The sequence below is a fragment of the Streptomyces sp. NPDC000983 genome, assembly GCF_040299205.1.
Classification (GTDB): domain Bacteria; phylum Actinomycetota; class Actinomycetes; order Streptomycetales; family Streptomycetaceae; genus Streptomyces.
Window position 1 is genome coordinate 1 of sequence record NZ_JBEPBM010000010.1, and the last position, 19,962, is coordinate 19,962.

Sequence of the window (19,962 nt, forward strand, 5' to 3'; positions counted from 1 at the left end):
GACGCTGATCCGTACGGTCCGTGGTGTCGGCTACCGGCTGGACACGCCTCAGTGACACAGGCGCAAGGGGAGCGGGAAGGGGCCTAGCGGGCCCCGGAGGTGTCCGGCAGGCGGGCGCCCGGCTTCTCCAGCGGGACCGCGCCACCGTCGGTGCCCACAACCTTCCGGTCGCCGAGCGGCTCGTCGAGCCGCACGGTCCGGTGGTAGTTCTTGGCGATCATGATGCACACCTTGTCGGGCCAGGGCGTCTCGGTCACCGTGACCGTCACCTCGTCCCCGCTCTCGCGCGCGCTGACCTCGTAGTCGGCGCAGACCCCGCCGGTGAAGGCGACGGTCAGCTCCCGGCCCTCGGCGGTGTAGCCCTCCACGGTCACCTCCTGGTCGGACGGCTCGGCACCCGGCCCGCTCGGTCGCGGGGAGGCCGGATCGGCGGGGCCGGCGGACGGCGCGGTGGAGGTCAGGAACTCCGGCTCGACCGCCGGATGCGTCACCGTGAAGGGGTCCTGCGCGCCCGCCGCCCGCACCTGGAACAGCCAGGACGGCACCAGCGCCTGCCGCCCGTCCACCTGGTGCGCGGCCAGCCCGAACACGGCCTTCTCGACCTCGACGGTCTCCGGCTGCACGGGCTTGCCCGGCTCCCCGCAGGGGTCCTGCTCCTCCAGCGGCACCGGGCTGGCGCAGCCGCCGACGCCCGCCCGCGGTGCGCCGCCGGGCGCCGTGTTCATCAGCTCCAGGGTCTTCTCCGCGCTCAGCACGGGATACGTGTCGCTCTTGGCCGGCGCCTTCAACTGGCCGCTGCCGCCGATCACTTCGCCCTCGGCGCCGACCGTCACCCCGGTCGTCCAGCCGTAGGTGGGCAGGCCGCCGACCACCGGATCGGCGTTCACCACCCGCTGGGAGCCCATGACCTGGCTCGCATCCAGCTTGGCGCCGTCCTGGCCGACCGCCTTCAGCACGGGCGCCGCCGCCTTCTTCGCGGCCGCCTCGCCGACCGGGTCCACGTCCGGCCCGCCCGGCTTCTGCGTGCAGACGGTGGCGGACTCGCAGGCGTCGGGGCCCTGGGCGTACCGCTGGAAGGTCCAGGTGCCCGGCGCCTGCCGGTTCACCTGGAGCACCGGCCCGTACCCGTCCTTCGCGCCGATCCGCCAGGACTCACCCTGGAGCACCGGCTTGCCCTCGACGCCCAGCGCCCCGGCGAGCCGGGCCACCTCGTCCGCACCGACCTCACCGGCCGTCCGGTACACCGCGGCCGACCCGGGGCCGTCGGGCAGCGCGCCGTCCGCCTCGAAGGTGGCGCCGTACGGATTGGGCTCCCCGGGCGCGATCCCGCCGCCGGAACCCCCGGCGTGCCCGTCGAGCGCGAGGGGCGGCGGGGTGCCGGTGCCGGACGCCCCCGAGGACGTGTCGCCGCCCGCCCCGTTCGAGCCGCCCGAACCGTCGGAGGCGGTGGCGGCGAGATAGGCCCCGCCACCGCCGACGAGCAGTACGGCGGCGGCGACGGAGGCGATGATCGCGGGGGAGCGGCGCCGGGAGGACCCGGAGTCGGGGTCCTGTTGTGGGGTGAGGCCGTCCGGGCGGACCTCTGCGGAGGGTTCCTCGGTGCTCTCGGAGTTCTCCGCGGAGGGCTCCTCGGTGCTCTCGGAGTTCTCCGCGGCCTCCACGTCGGCGTTGTCCGAGGCGTTCTCCCCTGCCCCGACGGTGTCAGCGGCGTCCCGCGGGGCGCCGGTGGGCTCGACGGGGCCGGGCTCGGCCGCGTCGCCGTTGTCGGGTCGCTCGGTGTTCACCGCATCGCTCCTTGAGTCGTATCCCGCATCCCCTTTCCGGGGGACGCCGATGGGACGCGGCGGAGGAGCGTGCGGTTCCCGGAGTGCGCCGGGTCAGTCGCCGTAGTCGGACATCGCGTCCAGCAGGCGGGCCGACGTGTGCGGCACCTTCACCCCGTGGATCAGCGAGGGGGAGACCGGCCGGGCCGCCGTCCCCGCGGGGACGTGCCAGTGGGGAGCCATCCGGGCGCAGTCGCCGCGCAGCGACGCCAGGTCGCCGTCCGTGTCCGCCGGGACGGCAAGCGGAGCCTTGAGTTTCGTCATAGCGGCACCGTATGCACGGCACGGCCCGCGAAGAAAGATCTACTATCGGGTAGTTTTGGCTGCTTCTGAGTCCACCCGGGACCCGGTAGCGTTAACTGTCAATCGCCTCCGCATCCGCAGGAGAATCCCAGCCGTGCGCATCGCAGTCACCGGCTCCATCGCCACCGACCACCTCATGACCTTCCCCGGCCGCTTCGCCGACCAGCTCGTCGCGGACCAGCTGCACACGGTCTCGCTGTCGTTCCTGGTCGACAACCTGGACGTCCGCCGGGGCGGCGTCGGCGCGAACATCGCCTTCGGCATGGGACAGCTGGGCACCCGGCCGGTCCTCGTCGGCGCCGCGGGCTTCGACTTCGACGAGTACCGGGCCTGGCTGGACCGCCACGGCGTCGACACCGAGTCGGTGCGCATCTCCGAGACGCTGCACACCGCGCGCTTCGTGTGCACCACCGACTCCGACCACAACCAGATCGGCTCCTTCTACACCGGGGCGATGAGCGAGGCCCGCCTCATCGAGCTGAAGACCGTCGCGGACCGGGTGGGCGGTCTCGACCTCGTCCTCATCGGCGCCGACGACCCCGAGGGGATGCTCCGCCACACCGAGGAGTGCCGCTCGCGCTCCATCCCCTTCGCCGCCGACTTCTCCCAGCAGATCGCCCGGATGAACGGCGACGAGATCCGGATACTGCTGGACGGGGCGACCTACCTCTTCTCCAACGAGTACGAGAAGGGGCTCATCGAGACCAAGACCGGGCTCTCCGACGAGGAGATCCTGACCAAGGTCGGCCACCGCGTCACCACCCTCGGCTCGCGCGGCGTCCGGATCGAGCGGGCCGGCGAGCCCCCGATCGAGGTCGGCTGCCCGGACGAGGAGCGCAAGGCCGACCCCACCGGTGTCGGCGACGCCTTCCGCGCCGGCTTCCTCTCCGGCCTGGCCTGGGGCGTCTCCCTGGAGCGCGCCGCACAGGTCGGCTGCATGCTCGCCACGCTCGTCATCGAGACCGTGGGCACCCAGGAGTACCAGCTGCGCCGCGCCCACTTCATGGAGCGCTTCACCAAGGCGTACGGCGACGAGGCCGCCGCCGAGGTCCAGGGCCACCTGGGCTGACGCCCTCAGCAGGACCTAGCTCACCCGGCGGACCAGGTACGCGGTACCTCGGTCCGCCGGCTGCTCTCCGACGTACTCCTGGCCCCGCATCTCGCACCACGCCGGGATGTCCAGCCGCGCCGCCTCGTCGTCGGACAGGACCCGGACCGTGCCACCCACCGGCACCTCCCCGATGACCTTCGCCAGCTCGATGACCGGGATCGGGCAGCGCTTGCCGAGCGCGTCGACGACCAGCGCGTCCTCCCGTACGACGGTCCGCGGCGCGGGTGCCCCCAGCTTCTCCCGCACCGCCGCCACCGTGCCCGGCAGCACCTCCAGGAACCGCGTCACGTCGTCCTCCGGCGTCCCCGGCGGCAGCGACACCCGGACGTTCCCCTCGCTCAGCACCCCCATCGCCCTCAGCACATGGCTGGGCGTCAGCGTGCTGCTCGTACAGGACGATCCGGACGACACGGAGAAACCGGCCCGGTCCAGCTCGTGCAGCAGACTCTCCCCGTCGACGTAGAGACAGGAGAAGGTGACGATCCCGGGCAGCCGGCGCACCGGATCGCCCACGACCTCCACATCCGGCACCAGTTCCTTCACCCGCGCCCGGATCCGCTCCGTCAGCTCCCGCAGCCGGGCCGCCTCCTGGGCCGCCTCGGCCCGCACCGCCCGCAGTGAGGCCACCGCCGCCACCACCGCCGGCAGGTTCTGGAAGCCGGGCACCCGCCCGGACTCCCGCTCGTCCACCGGCCCTTGGGGAGCGAACCGCACCCCCTTGCGGACGGCGAGCAGTCCGACCCCGGGCGGCCCGCCCCACTTGTGGGCACTGGCCGCCAGCAGCGACCAGCCCCCCTCGACCGGCCCCCACCCCAGCGACTGCGCCGCGTCCACCAGCAGCGGCACCCCAGCCTCCCGGCACATCCCGGCCACCTCGCCCACCGGCTGCTCGGTGCCCACCTCGTGGTTGGCGGACTGCAGACAGGCCAGCGCGGTGTCCGGCCGCAGCGCCGCCGCGAACACCGAGGGGTCCACGGCGCCCGTCCGACCGACCGTCACCCGGGTGGCCGAGCCGCCCTCCCGCTCGTGGATGTCGGCCGAATGGAGCACGGAAGAATGTTCAACGGCTGACACGATGAGGTGACGTCCCACGCGCCGCCGCCCGGCCAACGCCCCCGCCGTTCCGGCATGCACGGCCTGCGTGCCCGAGGCGGTGAAGCTCAGCTCGTCGGGCCGGCATCCCACGGCTTCGGCGGCCGCCTCCCGGGCGGCGTCCAGCAGCATCCGGGCCCTGCGCCCCTCCCGGTACAACCGCCCGGGATCGGCCCACCCCTCGTCGAGGGAGGCCAACAGCGCCTGGCGGGCGACGGGATGGAGGGGCACACCGGAGGCGGCGTCGAAGTAGGACACGCGGCAACGCTAACCCCCTCGGGGGCGCGGGACCGTGCTGCTGGGCGGCTCGGCCGCGGGTGCGATCAGCCACAAACAACCCGCACCCGCCAATTCAGCTAACCCGAGCGGCGACTAGGCACCCCTCCCCGCGAACCCCCGGAGAGCGTCGGCTAGGGTTTGGTCCGCATAAACATCCAAACCCCTGCCCGACGCAGGGCGGCGACCGACCAGCGAGAAGGCCGCAGCCAACCGCGCGGGCGAGACTCTCGGGAAGGCGCTACGTGAGTCCCAACGGCTCCGACCGCTCGCCGCGGCGCCCGATGCGGCGGAAGCTGCTGCAGGCAATGACCGCGGGCCTGGTCCTGGCGACCGCCACCGGTTGCACATACAAGGACTTCCCCCGCCTTGGTATGCCCACCCCGACCACGGAAGAGGCTCCGCGGATCCTCTCCCTGTGGCAGGGATCGTGGGCCGCCGCGCTGGCCACCGGCGTGCTGGTGTGGGGCCTGATTCTGTGGAGCACGATCTTCCACCGGCGCAGCCGGACCAAGGTCGAGGTTCCTCCGCAGACCCGGTACAACATGCCGATCGAGGCGCTGTACACGGTCGTCCCGCTGATCATCGTCTCGGTGCTGTTCTACTTCACGGCCCGTGACGAGTCGAAGCTCCTCGAACTGAAGGACGACCCTGACGTCACCGTCAACGTCGTCGGCTTCCAGTGGAGCTGGTGCTTCAACTACATCGAGAACGTCGAGGGTTCCACTGGTGACGCCACCAAGAACAAGGACCTCGACGCGATCCCGAACCGCTTCAAGAACGACTTCCCGGCCGACGCCGGCGGCGTCTACGACTGCGGCACCCCCTCGACGCGCAACCCCCAGACCGGCAACCCGGGCCCGACCCTGTGGCTGCCGGAGGGCAAGCGGGTCCGCTTCGTCCTCACCTCGCGTGACGTCATCCACTCCTTCTGGGTCGTCCCCTTCCTGATGAAGCAGGACGTCATCCCGGGCCACACCAACGCCTTCGAGGTGACCCCCAACCAGGAGGGCACCTTCCTGGGCAAGTGCGCCGAGCTCTGCGGCGTCGACCACTCCCGGATGCTCTTCAACGTGAAGGTCGTCTCCGAGGAGCGGTACGAGCAGCACCTCAAGGACCTCGTCAAGAAGGGGCAGACCGGTTACGTTCCCGCCGGCATCGCGCAGACGAGCCACGAGAAGAACCGGGAGACGAACAACCTGTGAGCATCCTCAACGAACCCCAGGGTGCCGCGGCGGCGGAGTCCCACTACGCGGACGAGTTGCCGGTCAGGCGCAAGCAGCCCGGCAACGTCGTGATCAAGTGGCTGACCACCACTGACCACAAGACGATCGGCACGCTCTACCTCGTCACGTCGTTCGTGTTCTTCTGCATCGGCGGCGTCCTGGCGCTGGTCATGCGCGCCGAGCTGGCCCGCCCGGGCCTGCAGATCGTGTCGAACGAGCAGTTCAACCAGGCGTTCACGATGCACGGCACGATCATGCTGCTGATGTTCGCGACGCCGCTGTTCGCCGGCTTCGCGAACTGGATCATGCCGCTGCAGATCGGCGCGCCCGACGTGGCGTTCCCGCGGCTGAACATGTTCGCCTACTGGCTGTACCTCTTCGGCTCGCTCATCGCGGTGGGTGGCTTCCTCACCCCCGACGGCGCCGCCGACTTCGGCTGGTTCGCCTACAGCCCGCTGTCGGACGCGGTCCGCAGCCCGGGCATCGGCGCCGACATGTGGATCATGGGTCTGGCCTTCTCCGGCTTCGGCACCATCCTCGGCTCGGTCAACTTCATCACCACGATCATCTGCATGCGCGCTCCGGGCATGACGATGTTCCGCATGCCGATCTTCACCTGGAACGTGCTGCTGACCGGTGTACTGGTCCTGCTCGCCTTCCCCGTCCTGGCCGCGGCGCTGTTCGCGCTGGAGGCGGACCGCAAGTTCGGTGCGCACGTCTTCGACTCGGCCAACGGCGGCGCGCTGCTGTGGCAACACCTCTTCTGGTTCTTCGGCCACCCAGAGGTGTACATCATCGCCCTGCCGTTCTTCGGCATCATCTCCGAGGTCATCCCGGTCTTCTCGCGCAAGCCGATGTTCGGTTACATGGGCCTGATCGCGGCGACGATCTCGATCGCGGGTCTGTCCGTGACGGTGTGGGCGCACCACATGTACGTCACCGGCGGTGTGCTGCTGCCGTTCTTCTCCTTCATGACCTTCCTGATCGCGGTACCGACCGGTGTGAAGTTCTTCAACTGGATCGGCACCATGTGGAAGGGCTCGCTGAGCTTCGAGACACCGATGCTCTGGGCGACCGGCTTCCTGATCACCTTCACCTTCGGTGGTCTGACCGGTGTCATCCTGGCCTCGCCGCCGATGGACTTCCACGTCTCCGACTCGTACTTCGTGGTGGCGCACTTCCACTACGTCGTCTTCGGCACCGTGGTGTTCGCGATGTTCTCCGGCTTCCACTTCTGGTGGCCGAAGTTCACCGGCAAGCTCCTCGACGAGCGCCTCGGCAAGATCACCTTCTGGACGCTGTTCGTCGGCTTCCACGGCACCTTCCTGGTCCAGCACTGGCTGGGCGCCGAGGGCATGCCCCGCCGGTACGCGGACTACCTCGCGGCCGACGGCTTCACCGCCCTGAACACGGTCTCGACGATCAGCTCCTTCGTCCTCGGTCTGTCGATCCTGCCGTTCCTCTACAACGTGTGGAAGACGGCCAAGTACGGCAAGAAGGTCGAGGTCGACGACCCGTGGGGCTACGGCCGCTCGCTGGAGTGGGCGACGTCCTGCCCGCCGCCGCGGCACAACTTCCTCACCCTGCCGCGGATCCGCAGTGAATCCCCGGCGTTCGACCTGCACCACCCTGAGATCGCCGCTCTCGACCAGCTCGAGAACGCCCCTCACGGTGCCCTGGCTGGCGGCAAGGAGGCCGGCAAGTGAAGATCCAAGGCAGGATGTTCATCTGGCTGAGCGTCTTCGTACTCGTCATCGCGGTCGTCTACGGCGTGTGGTCGAAGGAGCCGGCCGGTACGACGGCCCTCTTCCTGGCCTTCGGCCTGTGCATCATGATCGGCTTCTACCTGGGCTTCACGGCCCGCCGGGTGGACGTCGGAGCGCAGGACGACAAGAACGCGGACGTCGCCGACGACGCCGGCGAGGTCGGGTTCTTCAGCCCGCACAGCTGGCAGCCGCTCTCGCTGGCCGTGGGCGGCGCGCTCGCCTTCCTCTCGGTCGCCATCGGCTGGTGGCTGATGTACTTCTCGGCCCCGCTGATCCTGGTCGGTATCTACGGCTGGGTCTTCGAGTACTACCGCGGTGAGAACCGCACCCAGTAGCACGCGCCGAGCGCTCTGGAGCCCGGACACTCCGTCAGGAGAGTCCGGGCTCCTCCTTTTGCCGCGCAAATGGTCCCTCGTACGAGTTACCCGGCGCGCCGCGCTTGACGTGGCTCCCTAGCGTGTCGGACATGAACCCAACTCCGCGCACCCGCACCGTCGTCGGTTGCACGCTGCTGGTGATCGCGCTCGGCGCGAGCGCCTCGGCGTGCGGCGGGGACGACAACCCCCTGTCGGCCGCGCCGTACGACGCGGCGGACCAGATCGCCTTCAGCGCCCCCACCGAACAGGGCCGCAAGGCCGACCCCGACAAGCCCCTGGAGATCACCGCCGAGGGCTCCGACGGGCGCATCACGGACGTCACCGCCATGGACGCCACAGGACGCCACGTCAGCGGCGAACTCTCCGCCGACGGCAGCAGATGGCACAGCACCTCCCCGCTGGCCGCCGACGCCCGCTACACGGTCCGTGTGTCCACCGAGGACGAGGACGGCGCCCCCGGCCGCCGGGTCATCGCCTTCGACACCGGCAGGCCCGAGACCAAGAAGCGCCTGAACGTCACCTTCGGCCCCGAGGCGGGCACGTACGGCGTCGGCCAGCCCGTCACGGCCGAGCTGAGCAAGCCGGTCAAGGACAAGGCCCAGCGGGCCGTCGTCGAGCGCGCGCTGAGGGTCGAGTCGGTGCCCGCCGCGCACGGCACCTGGCACTGGGTGAGCGACACCGAGCTGCACTACCGGCCCAAGGACTACTGGCCCGCCAACGCCACCGTCAAGGTCCGCAGCGAACTGGAGGGCGTCCGGATCAGCGACCGGCTGCGGGGCGGCACCGGCAAGCCGCTGCGGATCGGCACCGGGGACCGCCTCGTGGCCGTCACGGACGCCTCCACGCACCGGATGACGGTCTACCGCAACGGCGAGAAGATCAAGTCCATCCCGGTCACCACCGGCAAGCCCGGCTTCGAGACCCGCAACGGCGTCAAGGTGGTGCTGGGCAAGGAGTACTTCGTACGGATGCGCGGTACCAGCATCGGCATCGCGGAGGGCTCGGCGGAGTCGTACGACCTGCCCGTGTACTACGCCACCCGGGTCACCTGGAGCGGCGAGTACGTGCACGCCGCCCCCTGGTCCGCCGGCTCCCACGGCGCGGCCAACGTCAGCCACGGCTGCACCGGCATGAGCACCGCGAACGCGGCCTGGTTCTTCAAGACGTTCAGCGAGGGAGACCTGGTGGAGGTCGTCAACTCGGACGGCCACACCATGGAATCCTTCGGCAACGGCTTCGGGGACTGGAACGTCGCCTGGGCGAAGTGGCGCACCGGAAGCGCCCTGGCGGACGGCACACCGGACGCCCCCCGGCCCGAGGAACGCGCCCGGCTGCGCCCGCAGAGCGTCTGAGCCGCGCCGCCGTCAGGCGTTCAGGGCCTTCCGCTCACGCAGCAGCGAGGCCAGCGCCGCCGCGAACTCCACCGGCTCCACCGGCAGCGTCACCGCCGCCTCGGCACGGCTCCAGGTGGCCAGCCACGCGTCCTGCGGGCGCCCCATCAGCAGCAGCACCGGCGGGCAGTTGAAGACCTCGTCCTTGATCTGGCGGCACAGCCCCATGCCGCCCATCGGCACCGACTCGCCGTCCAGCACACAGACGTCGATGCCGCCCTTGTCGAGCTCCATGACGACGGCGGCCGGCGTCGCGCACTCCACGAACTCCACCAGCGGGGCGTCCGGTGCCGGCCGTCTGCCGGTGGCCAGCCGCACCTGTTCGCGGGTGTTGGAGTCGTCGCTGTAGACCAGCACCGTGGCGGTCGGCTGCATTGTTCCTCCGTGACGTCGGCGTCGTTAAGGGCAGGCCCGTTGGGGCGGATGCTACTCCCTTGAACACCACGTCAACACCGGTATGGAGCAGGGAGACACTCCGAACGGCACCCCCCGGAGTGAGGGCGGGATAAGCGACCGACATAATGTCGGTCGTGGCGACAGCAACGACAGTAGAAACCGGGCACGCGCACCCGTCGGTCAACCGGCCGAACCTCACCAGCGTCGGAACCATCATCTGGTTGAGTTCCGAGCTGATGTTCTTCGCGGCCCTCTTCGCGATGTACTTCACCCTGCGATCGGTGACGGGTCCCGAGTTCTGGAAGGAGAAGGCAGACTTCCTGAACTTCCCCTTCTCGGCGACCAACACCACGATCCTGGTGCTCTCCTCCCTCACCTGCCAGCTCGGCGTGTTCGCCGCCGAGCGCGGTGACGTGAAGAAGCTCCGGATGTGGTTCCAGATCACCTTCGTGATGGGCGCGATCTTCATCGGCGGCCAGGTCTACGAGTACACCGAGCTGGTGAAGAAGGACGGGCTCTCGCTCTCCTCCGACCCGTACGGCTCGGTGTTCTACCTGACCACCGGCTTCCACGGCCTGCACGTGACGGGTGGCCTCATCGCCTTCCTGCTGGTCCTCGGCCGCACCTACGCGGCCAAGAGGTTCACTCATGAGCAGGCGACCGCCGCCATCGTCGTGTCCTACTACTGGCACTTCGTCGATGTCGTCTGGATCGGCCTCTTCGCCACGATCTACATGATCAAGTAGCCGGGCCCGTTCCCGCGCGCTGCACGCGACCCGCAAGCAAGCGCACATCCCAGAAGCATCGACGCAGAAGATCCTGACACCGGGGTAATCCGTGAAAAAGCTCTCCGCACGACGACGCCATCCGCTGGCGGCGGTCGTCGTCCTACTCCTCGCGCTGGCGGCCACTGGGGGGCTGTACGCCTTTGTCGCGCCCACGGGCAAGGCGCAGGCAGACGAAACCGCCCAGTCCCTCGCCATCGACGAGGGTAAGAAGCTCTACGCCGTCGGCTGCGCCAGCTGCCACGGAACCGGCGGTCAGGGCACCACCGACGGTCCGAGCCTCGTGGGCGTCGGCGCCGCGGCCGTGGACTTCCAGGTCGGCACCGGCCGTATGCCGGCCGCGACCTCGCAGATGGCCCAGGCGCCGAAGAAGAAGGTCATCTACTCGCAGGCCGAGATCGACCAGCTCGCCGCGTTCATCGCCTCCCTGGGCGCCGGTCCGACCATCCCCACCGAGGCCGAGTACGGCCCCGAGGGCGCCGACATCGCCAAGGGTGGCGAGCTGTTCCGCACCAACTGCGCGCAGTGCCACAACTTCACCGGCAAGGGCGGTGCGCTGACCCACGGCAAGTACGCGCCGTCGCTCGAGGGCGTGACCCCGAAGCACATCTTCGAGGCCATGCAGACCGGCCCGCAGAACATGCCCTCGTTCCCCGACACGACCCTGTCGGTGCAGAACAAGCAGGACATCATCGCGTACCTCGACGCGGTCAACGGCGACGAGACCGAGAGCCCCGGTGGCCTCGAACTGGGCGGACTCGGTCCGGTCAGTGAGGGTCTGTTCGCGTGGGTCTTCGGACTCGGCTCGCTGATCGCGGTCGCCGTCTGGGTCGCCGCTCGGACCGCAAAGGCCAAGAAGTCATGAGTAGCCAAGACATTCCAGAAGAGAACCTGCCCGCTGCGCAGGACGCACACGGCGCGGTGAGCGTCGCGGACGACAAGAACCCGTTCGCGGACCCCGGTCTGCCGCCCCACGAGCACCGGATCCAGGACATCGACGAGCGGGCCGCCCGGCGGTCCGAGCGCGCGGTCGCCCTGCTGTTCACGGTGTCGATGCTGGCCACCGTCGGGTTCATCGCCTCCTACGTGACGATCCCCGCCGACAGGTCGGTCTTCATCTTCCCGCTGGGTCACATCAGCGCGCTGAACTTCGCGCTGGGCATGACCCTGGGCGTCTCCCTGTTCTGCATCGGCGCGGGCGCGGTCCACTGGGCCCGCACGCTGATGTCGGACGAGGAGGTCGCCGAGGAGCGGCACGCCGTCGCCTCGCCGCCGGAGGTCAAGGCCAAGGTCCTGGCCGACTTCGCGGACGGCGCCAAGGAGTCCGCGATCGGCCGTCGCAAGCTGATCCGCAACACGATGTTCGGAGCGCTGGCGCTGTTCCCGCTCTCCGGTGTCGTCCTGCTGCGCGACCTCGGCCCGCTGCCCGGGACCAAGCTCCGCCACACCCTGTGGTCCAAGGGCAAGCTGCTCGTCAACATGAACACCAACGAGCCGCTGCGTCCCTCGGACGTCGCGGTCGGCTCCCTCACCTTCTGCAAGCCGGAGGGACTGGAGGAGCACGACCACGACTTCCAGAAGGAGATCGCCAAGGCCGCCCTGATGATCGTCCGCATCCAGCCGGACAACATCAAGGACAAGCGCGAGCTCGACTGGTCCTACCAGGGCATCGTGGCGTACTCGAAGATCTGCACCCACGTCGGTTGCCCGATCTCCCTGTACGAGCAGCAGACGCACCACGCGCTGTGCCCGTGCCACCAGTCCACCTTCGACCTCTCCGACGGTGCCCGAGTGATCTTCGGTCCCGCCGGTCACGCCCTGCCGCAGCTGCGCATCGGCGTGAACGACGAGGGCTACCTCGAGGCGCTCGGCGACTTCGATGAGCCCGTCGGTCCTGCATTCTGGGAGCGCGGATGAGCACTACAGAGACCACGCAGTCCCGCTCACGCGGGAAAGCGCCCGCCGGTGAGCGCGTCGCCGACTGGGCGGACGGCCGGCTGGGCATCTACGGCCTGGCCAAGGCCAACATGCGCAAGATCTTCCCCGACCACTGGTCGTTCATGCTGGGCGAGGTCTGCCTCTACAGCTTCATCATCATCATCCTCACGGGTGTGTACCTGACGCTGTTCTTCCACCCGTCGATGAACGAGGTGGAGTACCACGGCAGTTACGTCCCGCTGCAGGGTCAGCTGATGTCGGAGGCGTTCAGCTCCACGCTGCACATCTCCTTCGACGTCCGCGGTGGTCTGCTCATCCGGCAGATCCACCACTGGGCGGCGCTGATCTTCCTCGCCGGCATGTTCGTGCACATGATGCGCGTCTTCTTCACGGGTGCCTTCCGCAAGCCCCGCGAGATCAACTGGGTCTTCGGATTCCTGCTGTTCGTCCTCGGCATGTTCACCGGCTTCACCGGTTACTCGCTCCCGGACGACCTGCTCTCCGGCACCGGTGTCCGCTTCATGGAGGGCGCGATCCTGTCCGTGCCGATCGTCGGCACGTACCTGTCGTTTTTCCTCTTCGGCGGGGAGTTCCCGGGCGGCGACTTCGTGGCCCGCTTCTACTCGGTCCACATCCTGCTGCTGCCGGGCATCATGCTCGGTCTGGTGGTCGGCCACCTCATCCTGGTCGTCTACCACAAGCACACCCAGTACGCGGGCCCCGGCAAGACCAACAAGAACGTCGTCGGCATGCCGCTGCTGCCGGTCTACATGGCCAAGGCCGGAGGCTTCTTCTTCCTGGTCTTCGGTGTCATCGCGGCCATCTCGGCGATCGCCACGATCAACCCGATCTGGGCGCTCGGCCCCTACCGTCCGGACCAGGTGTCCACCGGCGCGCAGCCCGACTGGTACATGGGCTTCTCCGAGGGCCTGATCCGTGTCATGCCGGGCTGGGAGATCAACTTCTGGGGTCACACGCTCGTCCTGGGTGTGTTCATCCCGCTGATCATCTTCCCGCTGGTCCTGGTCGCGATCGCGGTCTACCCGTTCATCGAGTCCTGGGTCACCGGCGACAAGCGCGAGCACCACATCCTGGACCGCCCGCGCAACGCCCCGACCCGTACGGCCTTCGGTGTCGCGTGGATCACCTGGTACATGGTGCTGCTGATCGGTGGTGGAAACGACCTCTGGGCCACCCACTTCCACCTGTCGATCAACTCCATCACCTGGTTCGTCCGCATCGGGTTCTTCGTGGCCCCGGTCCTGGCCTTCGTCATCACCAAGCGGATCTGCCTCGGACTCCAGCGCCGCGACAGGGACAAGGTGCTGCACGGCCGCGAGTCGGGCATCATCAAGCGCCTGCCGCACGGTGAGTTCATCGAGGTGCACGAGCCGCTCAGCCAGGACGCGCTGCACACGCTCACCGCGCACGAGCAGTACAAGCCGGCCGAGCTCGGCCCGACGGTCGACGAGAACGGTGTCGAGCGCAAGGTGAAGGGCACCGAGAAGCTGCGCGTCAAGCTCAGCAAGGCCTACTACGGCGAGGAGTCCCAGATTCCGAAGCCGACCGTAGAGGAGTACAAGGAGATCACGAGCGGCCACGGCCACCACTGATCGCTGCGCACGCCACGCCACGGCCGAAGGGCCCCGTCCGGTGTACGGACGGGGCCCTTCGCCGTGCCCCGGGCTGGATAGGGTGGGAGCACACTCTTCTACGACACTCAGGAGCGGCCTTATGAGCGCTGTGACCCCCGCTGGAGGCGACATCGCGGCGGGCCGTTCCTGGCCCCCGCTGCTGAACGGCCTGCTGGAGGGGCGCGACCTGAGCGCCGACGACACGGCCTGGGCGATGGACCTGATCATGCGCGGGGAGGCGACCGACGCGCAGATCGCCGGGTTCGTGGTGGCCCTGCGCGCCAAGGGCGAGACGGTCGAGGAGATCACCGGGTTCGTCCGCACCATGTACGAGCACGCCAACGTGATCGAGGTGTCGGGCGACACCGTCGACATCGTCGGCACCGGCGGGGACGGCGCCAAGACCGTCAACATCTCCACGATGTCCGCGATCGTGGTGGCCGGCGCGGGCGCCAAGGTCGTCAAGCACGGCAACCGGGCCGCGTCCTCCGCCTCCGGCTCCTCCGACGTGCTGGAGAAGCTTGGCGTCAACCTGGAGCTGCCCGTCTCCCGGGTGCCGCGGGTGGTCGAGGAGGCCGGGATCACCTTCTGCTTCGCGGCGAAGTTCCACCCGGCGATGCGTCACGCGGGCGCGGCCCGCGGCCAGTTGGGCATCCGCACGGTCTTCAACGTCCTCGGCCCGCTCACCAACCCCGCCCGGGTGCGGGCGCAGGCCGTCGGGGTCGCCGATCCCCGGATGGCGCCGATCGTCGCGGGCGTCTTCGCCGAGCGCGGCAACTCCTCGCTGGTGTTCCGCGGCGACGACGGCCTGGACGAGCTGACGACCACCTCCACCTCCCGGGTGTGGATCGTCCGCGACGGCAAGGTGACCGAGGAGTCCTTCGACCCGCGGGACGTCGGCCTGGACCTGGTCCCCGTCGAGGCGCTGCGCGGCGCGGACGCCTCGTACAACGCCGACGTGGCCCGGCGCCTGCTGGGCGGCGAGACCGGCCCGGTGCGGGACGCGGTGCTGCTCAACTCGGCGGCCGCCCTGGTCGCCCTGCACCCCACCGGCGCCCCCCTCGCGGAACAGATCGGCGCCGGCATGGCGAAGGCGGCCGAGTCGATCGACTCGGGCGAGGCCAGGCGGACGCTGGAGCGCTGGGTCGCGGCGAGCAACGCCTAGGGATTCGTTCGCCGGTCCCGCGATCCGGACACGGGTTGCGGGACCGCGATCACTTCACGTACGTTCCTGTACCAGGTCATGAGTGACAGTCATGAGGCCCCGGCCGACTGTCCGGCAACCCTCCGTCCGTGGCGGGGTGCCCCGGGTGAAGACCAGGCCGTAGGCAGCGAGGTCTACGGCAAGCGCGGACCCCTCTCGAAACCAGGGGTCCTGGTCATTCGAGGGAGTCTCCCGTGAGCAAGCGAATGCGCTAGGGCCGCCGAGCCCCGCCTCCGCGCACCTTCCTTCCGCTCTTCTCCTCCGTCTCTCACGGGAGCTTCGCCATGTCCGTCCCCACCGCTGCCTCCGCCCGGACCATTTGTGCCCCGCTGCCCGTTCTGGGCCGGGATGTCACCGTGCCGCTCGTCACCGGTGGCGAGGTCACCTACGCCGCGCTGGACTACGCCGCCAGCGCCCCGGCGCTCCAGCGGGTCTGGGACGACGTCGCCGCCTACGCCCCGTACTACGGCAGCGTCCACCGGGGCGCCGGGTACCTCTCCCAGCTCTCCACCGACCTCTTCGAGAACGCCCGCCGCACCGTCGCCGAGTTCCTCGACTGCCGCCCCGACGACCAGCTGGTCTTCACCCGGTCCACCACGGACTCCCTGAACCTGCTCGCCGCGGCCCTGCCCGCCGACTGCCAGGTCTTCGTCTTCGAGACCGAGCACCACGCCTCGCTGCTGCCCTGGCAGGACGCCCGGGTCACCTACCTCGACGCCCCGCGCACCCCGCAGGCGGCGGTACGGACCCTGGAGCGAGCCCTCGCCGACCGGGACCCCCACGGCCCCGCCCTGGTCTGCGTCACCGGCGCCTCCAACGTCACCGGCGAGCTGTGGCCGGTGCGGGAGCTGGCCGCCGCCGCCCACGCGCACGGCGCCCGGATCGTCCTGGACGCCGCCCAGCTCGCCCCGCACCACCCGGTGTCCGTGCGCGACCTCGACGTGGACTGGGTCGCCTTCTCCGGCCACAAGCTGTACGCGCCCTTCGGCACCGGCGTCCTGGCCGGCCGCGCCGACTGGCTCCGGGCGGCCGAGCCGTACCTCGCGGGCGGCGGCGCCAGCCGCAAGGTCAGCCGCCGCGAGGACGGGGGAGTGGAGGTGCAGTGGCACGAGAGCGCGGCCCGGCACGAGGCCGGCTCGCCGAACGTGATCGGCGCCTACGCCGTCGCCTCGGCCTGCAAGGCCCTGACGGAGGCCGGCTTCGACGGCCTGATCGCACGGGAGAACCACCTGATCGAGAAGGTCCGCACCGGCCTCGCCGAGGTCCCCGAGGTGCGGATCCTGTCGCTCTTCGGTGACGACGCCCCGCGGGTGGGCGTGATCTCCTTCGTCGTCGACGGCTGGAACAGCTCCCACTTCGCCGCCGCCCTCTCCGCCGAGTACGGCATCGGCGTCCGCGACGGACTGTTCTGCGCCCACCCCCTGCTGCGCACCCTGCTCGGCAGCGACCCCCGCTCGCAGGGCGAGTGCGGGGCCCCCGAGGCGGCGCCCGGGGAGAAGTCCCTCAACGCGATCCGCGTCAGCTTCGGCGCGGGCACCCCCGACGAGCACGTCGAACGTTTCGTGGCCGCGGTCCGGGAACTGGTCACCGACGGCGCGAAGTGGAACTACCGCACCGAGGACGGGCGCTGCGTGCCCGCGGTCTGACCCGGCGCACGGGGGGCTGGGCTAGTTGTCCAGCCCCAGCGCGAACGCGGCCTCCAGGTCGTGCTGGGAGTACGTCCGGAACGCGACGTGGGTGTCGGTGCCCTCCACGCCGGGGATCTTGCTGATCCGGCCGGGGATGACCTCGGCGAGGTCCTCGTGCTCCTTGACCCGGACCATGGCGATCAGGTCGTAGGTGCCGGTGACCGAGAAGACCTCGCTGACGCTGTCCAGCGAAGCGATCTGCTCCGCGATCTCGGGGATCCGGTCCACACTGGTCTTGATGAGGACGATCGCGGTGATCACGGTTGGTTCTCTCCCTCGGGGGCCGGCGTCGCTGGGGTGGTCCTCACTCTAGTCGCACGGCCGAACCGCACCCAGGCGAAGCAGCACCCCAGGCCGAAGCCGATCAGATGGGCCAGATAGGCGACCCCGGGGCCGCTGGAGGCCCGCCCGGCGGCCAGCCACTGCAGGGCCGCCCAGAAGGGCAGCACCACCCAGGCGGGGAAGCGCAGCGGCAGGAAGAACAGGAAGGGCAGCAGGCTGGTCACCCGGGCCCCGGGGAGCAGCACCAGGAAGGCGCCGAGCACCGCCGAGATCGCGCCCGAGGCGCCGACCAGGGACTGCTCGGAGTCCGCGTTGGCGGCCGCGTAGCCCAGCAGGGCGAGATAGCCGCAGCCCAGGTAGAACAGGGTGTACTGGACGCGGCCCATGCGCTCCTCGGTGAGCACGCCGAAGACGTAGAGGAAGAGCATGTTGCCCAGCAGGTGCACCCAGCTGCCGTGCACGAAGAGCGCGGTGGCCGGGGTGAGCGCGGCGCGCGCCGAGCCCTCGAACAGCTCGGCAGGGACCACGCCCCAGCGCCGGAAGTAGGCGCGCTGCGCGGCGTGCAGCTCCTCGCCGGTGCCGTAGGCGGGGTTCAGTCCCGAGGCCGGTCCGATCAGGAAGATCAGCGTGCACAGGGCGATGAGCCCGTAGGTGACCGGCGCGGACGGCAGCCGGACGGGGTACGCGGTCCTGGAGCTCCACTTGCTGATCATGACTACAGAGCATGACGTAACGGGGCGTACACGGACAGGCCGCCTCGCCGCCGTGGACGGCCGAGCGGCGAGTACCCGCCAGGCCGTAGGGTTACGAGCCACACGCACCGGGGAGACCGGTGAGTCACCGACACTGGAAGGAAAGAACGGTCGCGATGACGGTTCCCCTGCCGACGACCACCACACGGTGGCGCTGCACGCTCTGCGGCAACCTCACCCGTTTCGATGTGACCCGCTCGTCGAAGGTGGTCGAGTACGTCCACCTCGACCTCGCCGGTGAGCCCAAGGTCGAGGAGCGCGAGGTGGTCAGTGAGACCATCGAGTCGGTGCGCTGCCGCTGGTGCAACGCCGTGGACCAGGTGGAACTCGTGGACAGGCCGGGCGCCGGCTCCTGAGCGGAGCGGGAGCCGCCAGGACGATCCCCTCACTCAGGGGGATCCCGCATCGGCGATGGGGTGAAGACGGATGGTGGAGACCACAGGCGGGGGGCCGGACGACGGTGCCGCCGAGGTACTCGACCGTCCGCTGCCCGACGGGGTGCGCAGACGTGTCGTGCAGATCGTCTCCGACGGATTCGGCGGGCTGACCGTCGGCGAACTGCCCGCCCAGCTGAGGCAGTACGCCCGGTTCGCCCCCAACCGGCGGGCCAAGTTCGCCGGCAACGCCATGGCGGCCGCGCTGGAGACCGATCCGCTCTTCCGCCAGCGGATCGGGGAGAAGCTCAGAGAGGCGCAGCCGGAGATCACCGGCGCCCTCGACTCCGGCTCGCCGCCCCCGGCCGCGGATCCGCTCGACGTGGCGGCCGCGGCCTATGTGCTCAGGCCCACCGGCTGGGTGAAGCTGGTGACCGCGGCCGGCGAGGAGGCCCAGCGGGCCGACGCCGAGCGCGCCGACGAGGAGAGCCGGGCCGAACTGGAGCGGGTCCGCGGTGAGCTGGCCCAGGCCAGGGAGCAGACCCGGGCCGAGGCCGACCGGCTGCGCGCCGAGCTGGACGCCTCCAAGAAGGAGGCCGAGTCCCTGCACCGCAAGCTGCGGGCCGCCCTCAGCGACGTCAAGCGGGGCGAGGCCGCGCTGCGCAAGGCGCACGGCGAGATGGAGGCCGTACGGGCCGAGGCGCACGGGCAGGTGTCCGCGGCGGAGAGCGAGACACGGCGGCTGAAGGCGCGGCTCGGCGAGGCGGAGGCCGCCCTGGAGGCCACCCGCAAGGCGGCGCGCGAGGGCCGCAGCGTCGAGGACATGCGGGTGCGGCTGCTGCTGGACACCCTGCTGGACGCGGCCCAAGGACTGCGCAGGGAGCTGGCGTTGCCGCCGGTCTCGGTGCGCCCGGCGGAGACCGTGGACGCGGTCGAGCCGGGCCGGATGACCCCGAAGGACATCGCCACCCGGGCGCTGTCCGAGCACGACCCGGCCATCCTCGACCAGTTGCTGGCGCTGCCGCAGGCGCATCTGGTCGTCGACGGCTACAACGTGACCAAGACCGGCTATCCGCAGATGCCGCTGGAGAAGCAGCGGCTGCGGCTGCTCGGGCAGCTCTCCCAGCTCGCCGCGCAGACCGGCGCCGAGGTGACGTGTGTCTTCGACGGGGCCGAGCTGGCCGCCCCGGTGCTGCTGGCGCCGCCGCGCGGGGTGCGGGTGCTGTTCTCCAAGCCCGGTGTCACGGCGGACGAGTTGATCCGTCAGCTGGTGCGCGCCGAGCCGCCGGGCCGTCCGGTCATCGTCGTCTCGACCGACCGCGAGGTGGCCGACGGGGTCGCACGCGCCGGCGCGCGCCCCGTGGCTTCTGCGGTGCTTCTCAAGCGACTGTCCTGAAGGTCAACCTGCGTCGGCAATGCCCGAATTGGCGAGAATGTCACGCAACGTAGTGTCAAGTGGACATCACTGCATGTGGGTTGATGGTAAAGAATGCGGACGGTAACCGGGATAAATCGCCCAGGGATTTGATCTGATCACAGCGGGG

The 19,962-nt window shown here is 70.0% G+C and carries 19 protein-coding genes and 1 riboswitch; of the genes, 13 read left to right on the plus strand and 6 right to left on the minus strand.

Annotated elements, in window-relative coordinates; translation table 11 throughout:
• Positions 1-83: 83 nt before the first annotated feature.
• Entirely contained in the window at positions 84-1,784 is a 1,701-nt protein-coding gene (locus ABT296_RS13565; RefSeq protein WP_351926589.1) for a hypothetical protein, read from the minus strand.
• A 93-nt stretch (positions 1,785-1,877) separates the two neighbouring features.
• Positions 1,878-2,087: a hypothetical protein gene (locus tag ABT296_RS13570; protein WP_351926591.1), complete on the minus strand. Its 210-nt coding sequence runs from the start codon at positions 2,085-2,087 to the stop codon at positions 1,878-1,880.
• Between the two features lie 133 nt (positions 2,088-2,220).
• Between ABT296_RS13570 and ABT296_RS13575 the strand changes: the two genes are divergently transcribed.
• Positions 2,221-3,195 carry a carbohydrate kinase family protein gene (locus ABT296_RS13575; protein ID WP_351926593.1) on the plus strand — a complete coding sequence of 325 codons (975 nt, stop codon included), beginning with the start codon at positions 2,221-2,223 and terminating at the stop codon, positions 3,193-3,195.
• 15 nt (positions 3,196-3,210) lie between these two features.
• Here ABT296_RS13575 and ABT296_RS13580 read toward each other — a convergent pair whose 3' ends face one another.
• Positions 3,211-4,587, minus strand: a complete 1,377-nt coding sequence (locus ABT296_RS13580; RefSeq protein ID WP_351926595.1) for a cysteine desulfurase/sulfurtransferase TusA family protein — start codon at positions 4,585-4,587, stop codon at positions 3,211-3,213.
• A 263-nt stretch (positions 4,588-4,850) separates the two neighbouring features.
• On the opposite strand from ABT296_RS13580, the gene ctaC reads away from it, so the two are divergent.
• The 4 genes from ctaC (at position 4,851) to ABT296_RS13600 (ending at position 9,326) form a co-directional block, all read left to right on the plus strand.
• Positions 4,851-5,810 (plus strand): aa3-type cytochrome oxidase subunit II, encoded by a 960-nt coding sequence (gene ctaC / locus ABT296_RS13585; protein WP_351926597.1) that lies wholly within the window; start codon positions 4,851-4,853, stop codon positions 5,808-5,810.
• A complete protein-coding gene (ctaD, locus tag ABT296_RS13590; protein ID WP_351926599.1) occupies positions 5,807-7,537 on the plus strand; it encodes an aa3-type cytochrome oxidase subunit I in 1,731 nt (576 codons plus the stop codon). The genes ctaC and ctaD overlap by 4 nt, the downstream gene beginning before the upstream one ends.
• A complete protein-coding gene (locus ABT296_RS13595; RefSeq protein WP_351926601.1) occupies positions 7,534-7,932 on the plus strand; it encodes a cytochrome c oxidase subunit 4 in 399 nt (132 codons plus the stop codon). Before ctaD ends, ABT296_RS13595 begins: the two co-directional genes overlap by 4 nt.
• A 131-nt stretch (positions 7,933-8,063) precedes the next feature.
• Positions 8,064-9,326: a L,D-transpeptidase gene (locus tag ABT296_RS13600; RefSeq protein ID WP_351926603.1), complete on the plus strand. Its 1,263-nt coding sequence runs from the start codon at positions 8,064-8,066 to the stop codon at positions 9,324-9,326.
• A 12-nt stretch (positions 9,327-9,338) separates the two neighbouring features.
• On the opposite strand, the gene ABT296_RS13605 is transcribed toward ABT296_RS13600, so the two are convergent.
• On the minus strand, positions 9,339-9,740 hold the full coding sequence (locus ABT296_RS13605; protein WP_351926605.1) for a response regulator: 402 nt from the start codon (positions 9,738-9,740) through the stop codon (positions 9,339-9,341).
• Between the two features lie 146 nt (positions 9,741-9,886).
• On the opposite strand from ABT296_RS13605, the gene ctaE reads away from it, so the two are divergent.
• The 6 genes from ctaE (at position 9,887) to ABT296_RS13635 (ending at position 16,968) form a co-directional block, all read left to right on the plus strand.
• Positions 9,887-10,507 carry an aa3-type cytochrome oxidase subunit III gene (gene ctaE, locus ABT296_RS13610; RefSeq protein WP_269658852.1) on the plus strand — a complete coding sequence of 207 codons (621 nt, stop codon included), beginning with the start codon at positions 9,887-9,889 and terminating at the stop codon, positions 10,505-10,507.
• A 91-nt stretch (positions 10,508-10,598) separates the two neighbouring features.
• On the plus strand, positions 10,599-11,411 hold the full coding sequence (gene qcrC, locus ABT296_RS13615) for a cytochrome bc1 complex diheme cytochrome c subunit (RefSeq protein WP_351926608.1): 813 nt from the start codon (positions 10,599-10,601) through the stop codon (positions 11,409-11,411).
• On the plus strand, positions 11,408-12,463 hold the full coding sequence (gene qcrA / locus ABT296_RS13620) for a cytochrome bc1 complex Rieske iron-sulfur subunit (protein ID WP_351926610.1): 1,056 nt from the start codon (positions 11,408-11,410) through the stop codon (positions 12,461-12,463). The genes qcrC and qcrA overlap by 4 nt, the downstream gene beginning before the upstream one ends.
• A complete protein-coding gene (qcrB, locus tag ABT296_RS13625) occupies positions 12,460-14,097 on the plus strand; it encodes a cytochrome bc1 complex cytochrome b subunit (protein ID WP_351926612.1) in 1,638 nt (545 codons plus the stop codon). The genes qcrA and qcrB overlap by 4 nt, the downstream gene beginning before the upstream one ends.
• Positions 14,098-14,218: 121 nt before the next feature.
• Entirely contained in the window at positions 14,219-15,283 is a 1,065-nt protein-coding gene (trpD, locus tag ABT296_RS13630) for an anthranilate phosphoribosyltransferase (protein ID WP_351926614.1), read from the plus strand.
• 74 nt (positions 15,284-15,357) lie between these two features.
• A riboswitch (SAM riboswitch) is annotated at positions 15,358-15,474 on the plus strand.
• Positions 15,475-15,606: 132 nt separating this feature from the next.
• Complete coding sequence (locus tag ABT296_RS13635) at positions 15,607-16,968, plus strand: aminotransferase class V-fold PLP-dependent enzyme (protein ID WP_351926616.1); 1,362 nt, start codon at positions 15,607-15,609, stop codon at positions 16,966-16,968.
• 21 nt (positions 16,969-16,989) lie between these two features.
• Here ABT296_RS13635 and ABT296_RS13640 read toward each other — a convergent pair whose 3' ends face one another.
• Together ABT296_RS13640 and ABT296_RS13645 are read right to left on the minus strand one after the other, a co-directional pair.
• Positions 16,990-17,271: an Lrp/AsnC ligand binding domain-containing protein gene (locus ABT296_RS13640; RefSeq protein WP_186284416.1), complete on the minus strand. Its 282-nt coding sequence runs from the start codon at positions 17,269-17,271 to the stop codon at positions 16,990-16,992.
• Positions 17,268-18,005, minus strand: a complete 738-nt coding sequence (locus ABT296_RS13645) for a rhomboid family intramembrane serine protease (RefSeq protein ID WP_351926619.1) — start codon at positions 18,003-18,005, stop codon at positions 17,268-17,270. The genes ABT296_RS13640 and ABT296_RS13645 overlap by 4 nt, the downstream gene beginning before the upstream one ends.
• 155 nt (positions 18,006-18,160) lie before the next feature.
• Between ABT296_RS13645 and ABT296_RS13650 the strand changes: the two genes are divergently transcribed.
• A complete protein-coding gene (locus ABT296_RS13650) occupies positions 18,161-18,400 on the plus strand; it encodes a hypothetical protein (protein WP_351926621.1) in 240 nt (79 codons plus the stop codon).
• 70 nt (positions 18,401-18,470) lie between these two features.
• Positions 18,471-19,814: an NYN domain-containing protein gene (locus tag ABT296_RS13655; protein ID WP_351926623.1), complete on the plus strand. Its 1,344-nt coding sequence runs from the start codon at positions 18,471-18,473 to the stop codon at positions 19,812-19,814.
• Positions 19,815-19,962: the final 148 nt, after the last annotated feature.

What these genes read in the sequence shown, in the direction of transcription:
- ABT296_RS13570 (WP_351926591.1), bottom strand. Translation starts at nt 2,087, where the DNA reads ATGACGAAACTCAAGGCTCCGCTTGCCGTCCCGGCGGACACGGACGGC.
- ABT296_RS13600 (WP_351926603.1), top strand. Translation starts at nt 8,064, where the DNA reads ATGAACCCAACTCCGCGCACCCGCACCGTCGTCGGTTGCACGCTGCTG.
- ABT296_RS13605 (WP_351926605.1), bottom strand. Translation starts at nt 9,740, where the DNA reads ATGCAGCCGACCGCCACGGTGCTGGTCTACAGCGACGACTCCAACACC.
- ctaE (WP_269658852.1), top strand. Translation starts at nt 9,887, where the DNA reads ATGTCGGTCGTGGCGACAGCAACGACAGTAGAAACCGGGCACGCGCAC.
- qcrA (WP_351926610.1), top strand. Translation starts at nt 11,408, where the DNA reads ATGAGTAGCCAAGACATTCCAGAAGAGAACCTGCCCGCTGCGCAGGAC.
- qcrB (WP_351926612.1), top strand. Translation starts at nt 12,460, where the DNA reads ATGAGCACTACAGAGACCACGCAGTCCCGCTCACGCGGGAAAGCGCCC.
- trpD (WP_351926614.1), top strand. Translation starts at nt 14,219, where the DNA reads ATGAGCGCTGTGACCCCCGCTGGAGGCGACATCGCGGCGGGCCGTTCC.
- ABT296_RS13635 (WP_351926616.1), top strand. Translation starts at nt 15,607, where the DNA reads ATGTCCGTCCCCACCGCTGCCTCCGCCCGGACCATTTGTGCCCCGCTG.
- ABT296_RS13645 (WP_351926619.1), bottom strand. Translation starts at nt 18,005, where the DNA reads ATGATCAGCAAGTGGAGCTCCAGGACCGCGTACCCCGTCCGGCTGCCG.
- ABT296_RS13650 (WP_351926621.1), top strand. Translation starts at nt 18,161, where the DNA reads ATGACGGTTCCCCTGCCGACGACCACCACACGGTGGCGCTGCACGCTC.
- ABT296_RS13655 (WP_351926623.1), top strand. Translation starts at nt 18,471, where the DNA reads ATGGTGGAGACCACAGGCGGGGGGCCGGACGACGGTGCCGCCGAGGTA.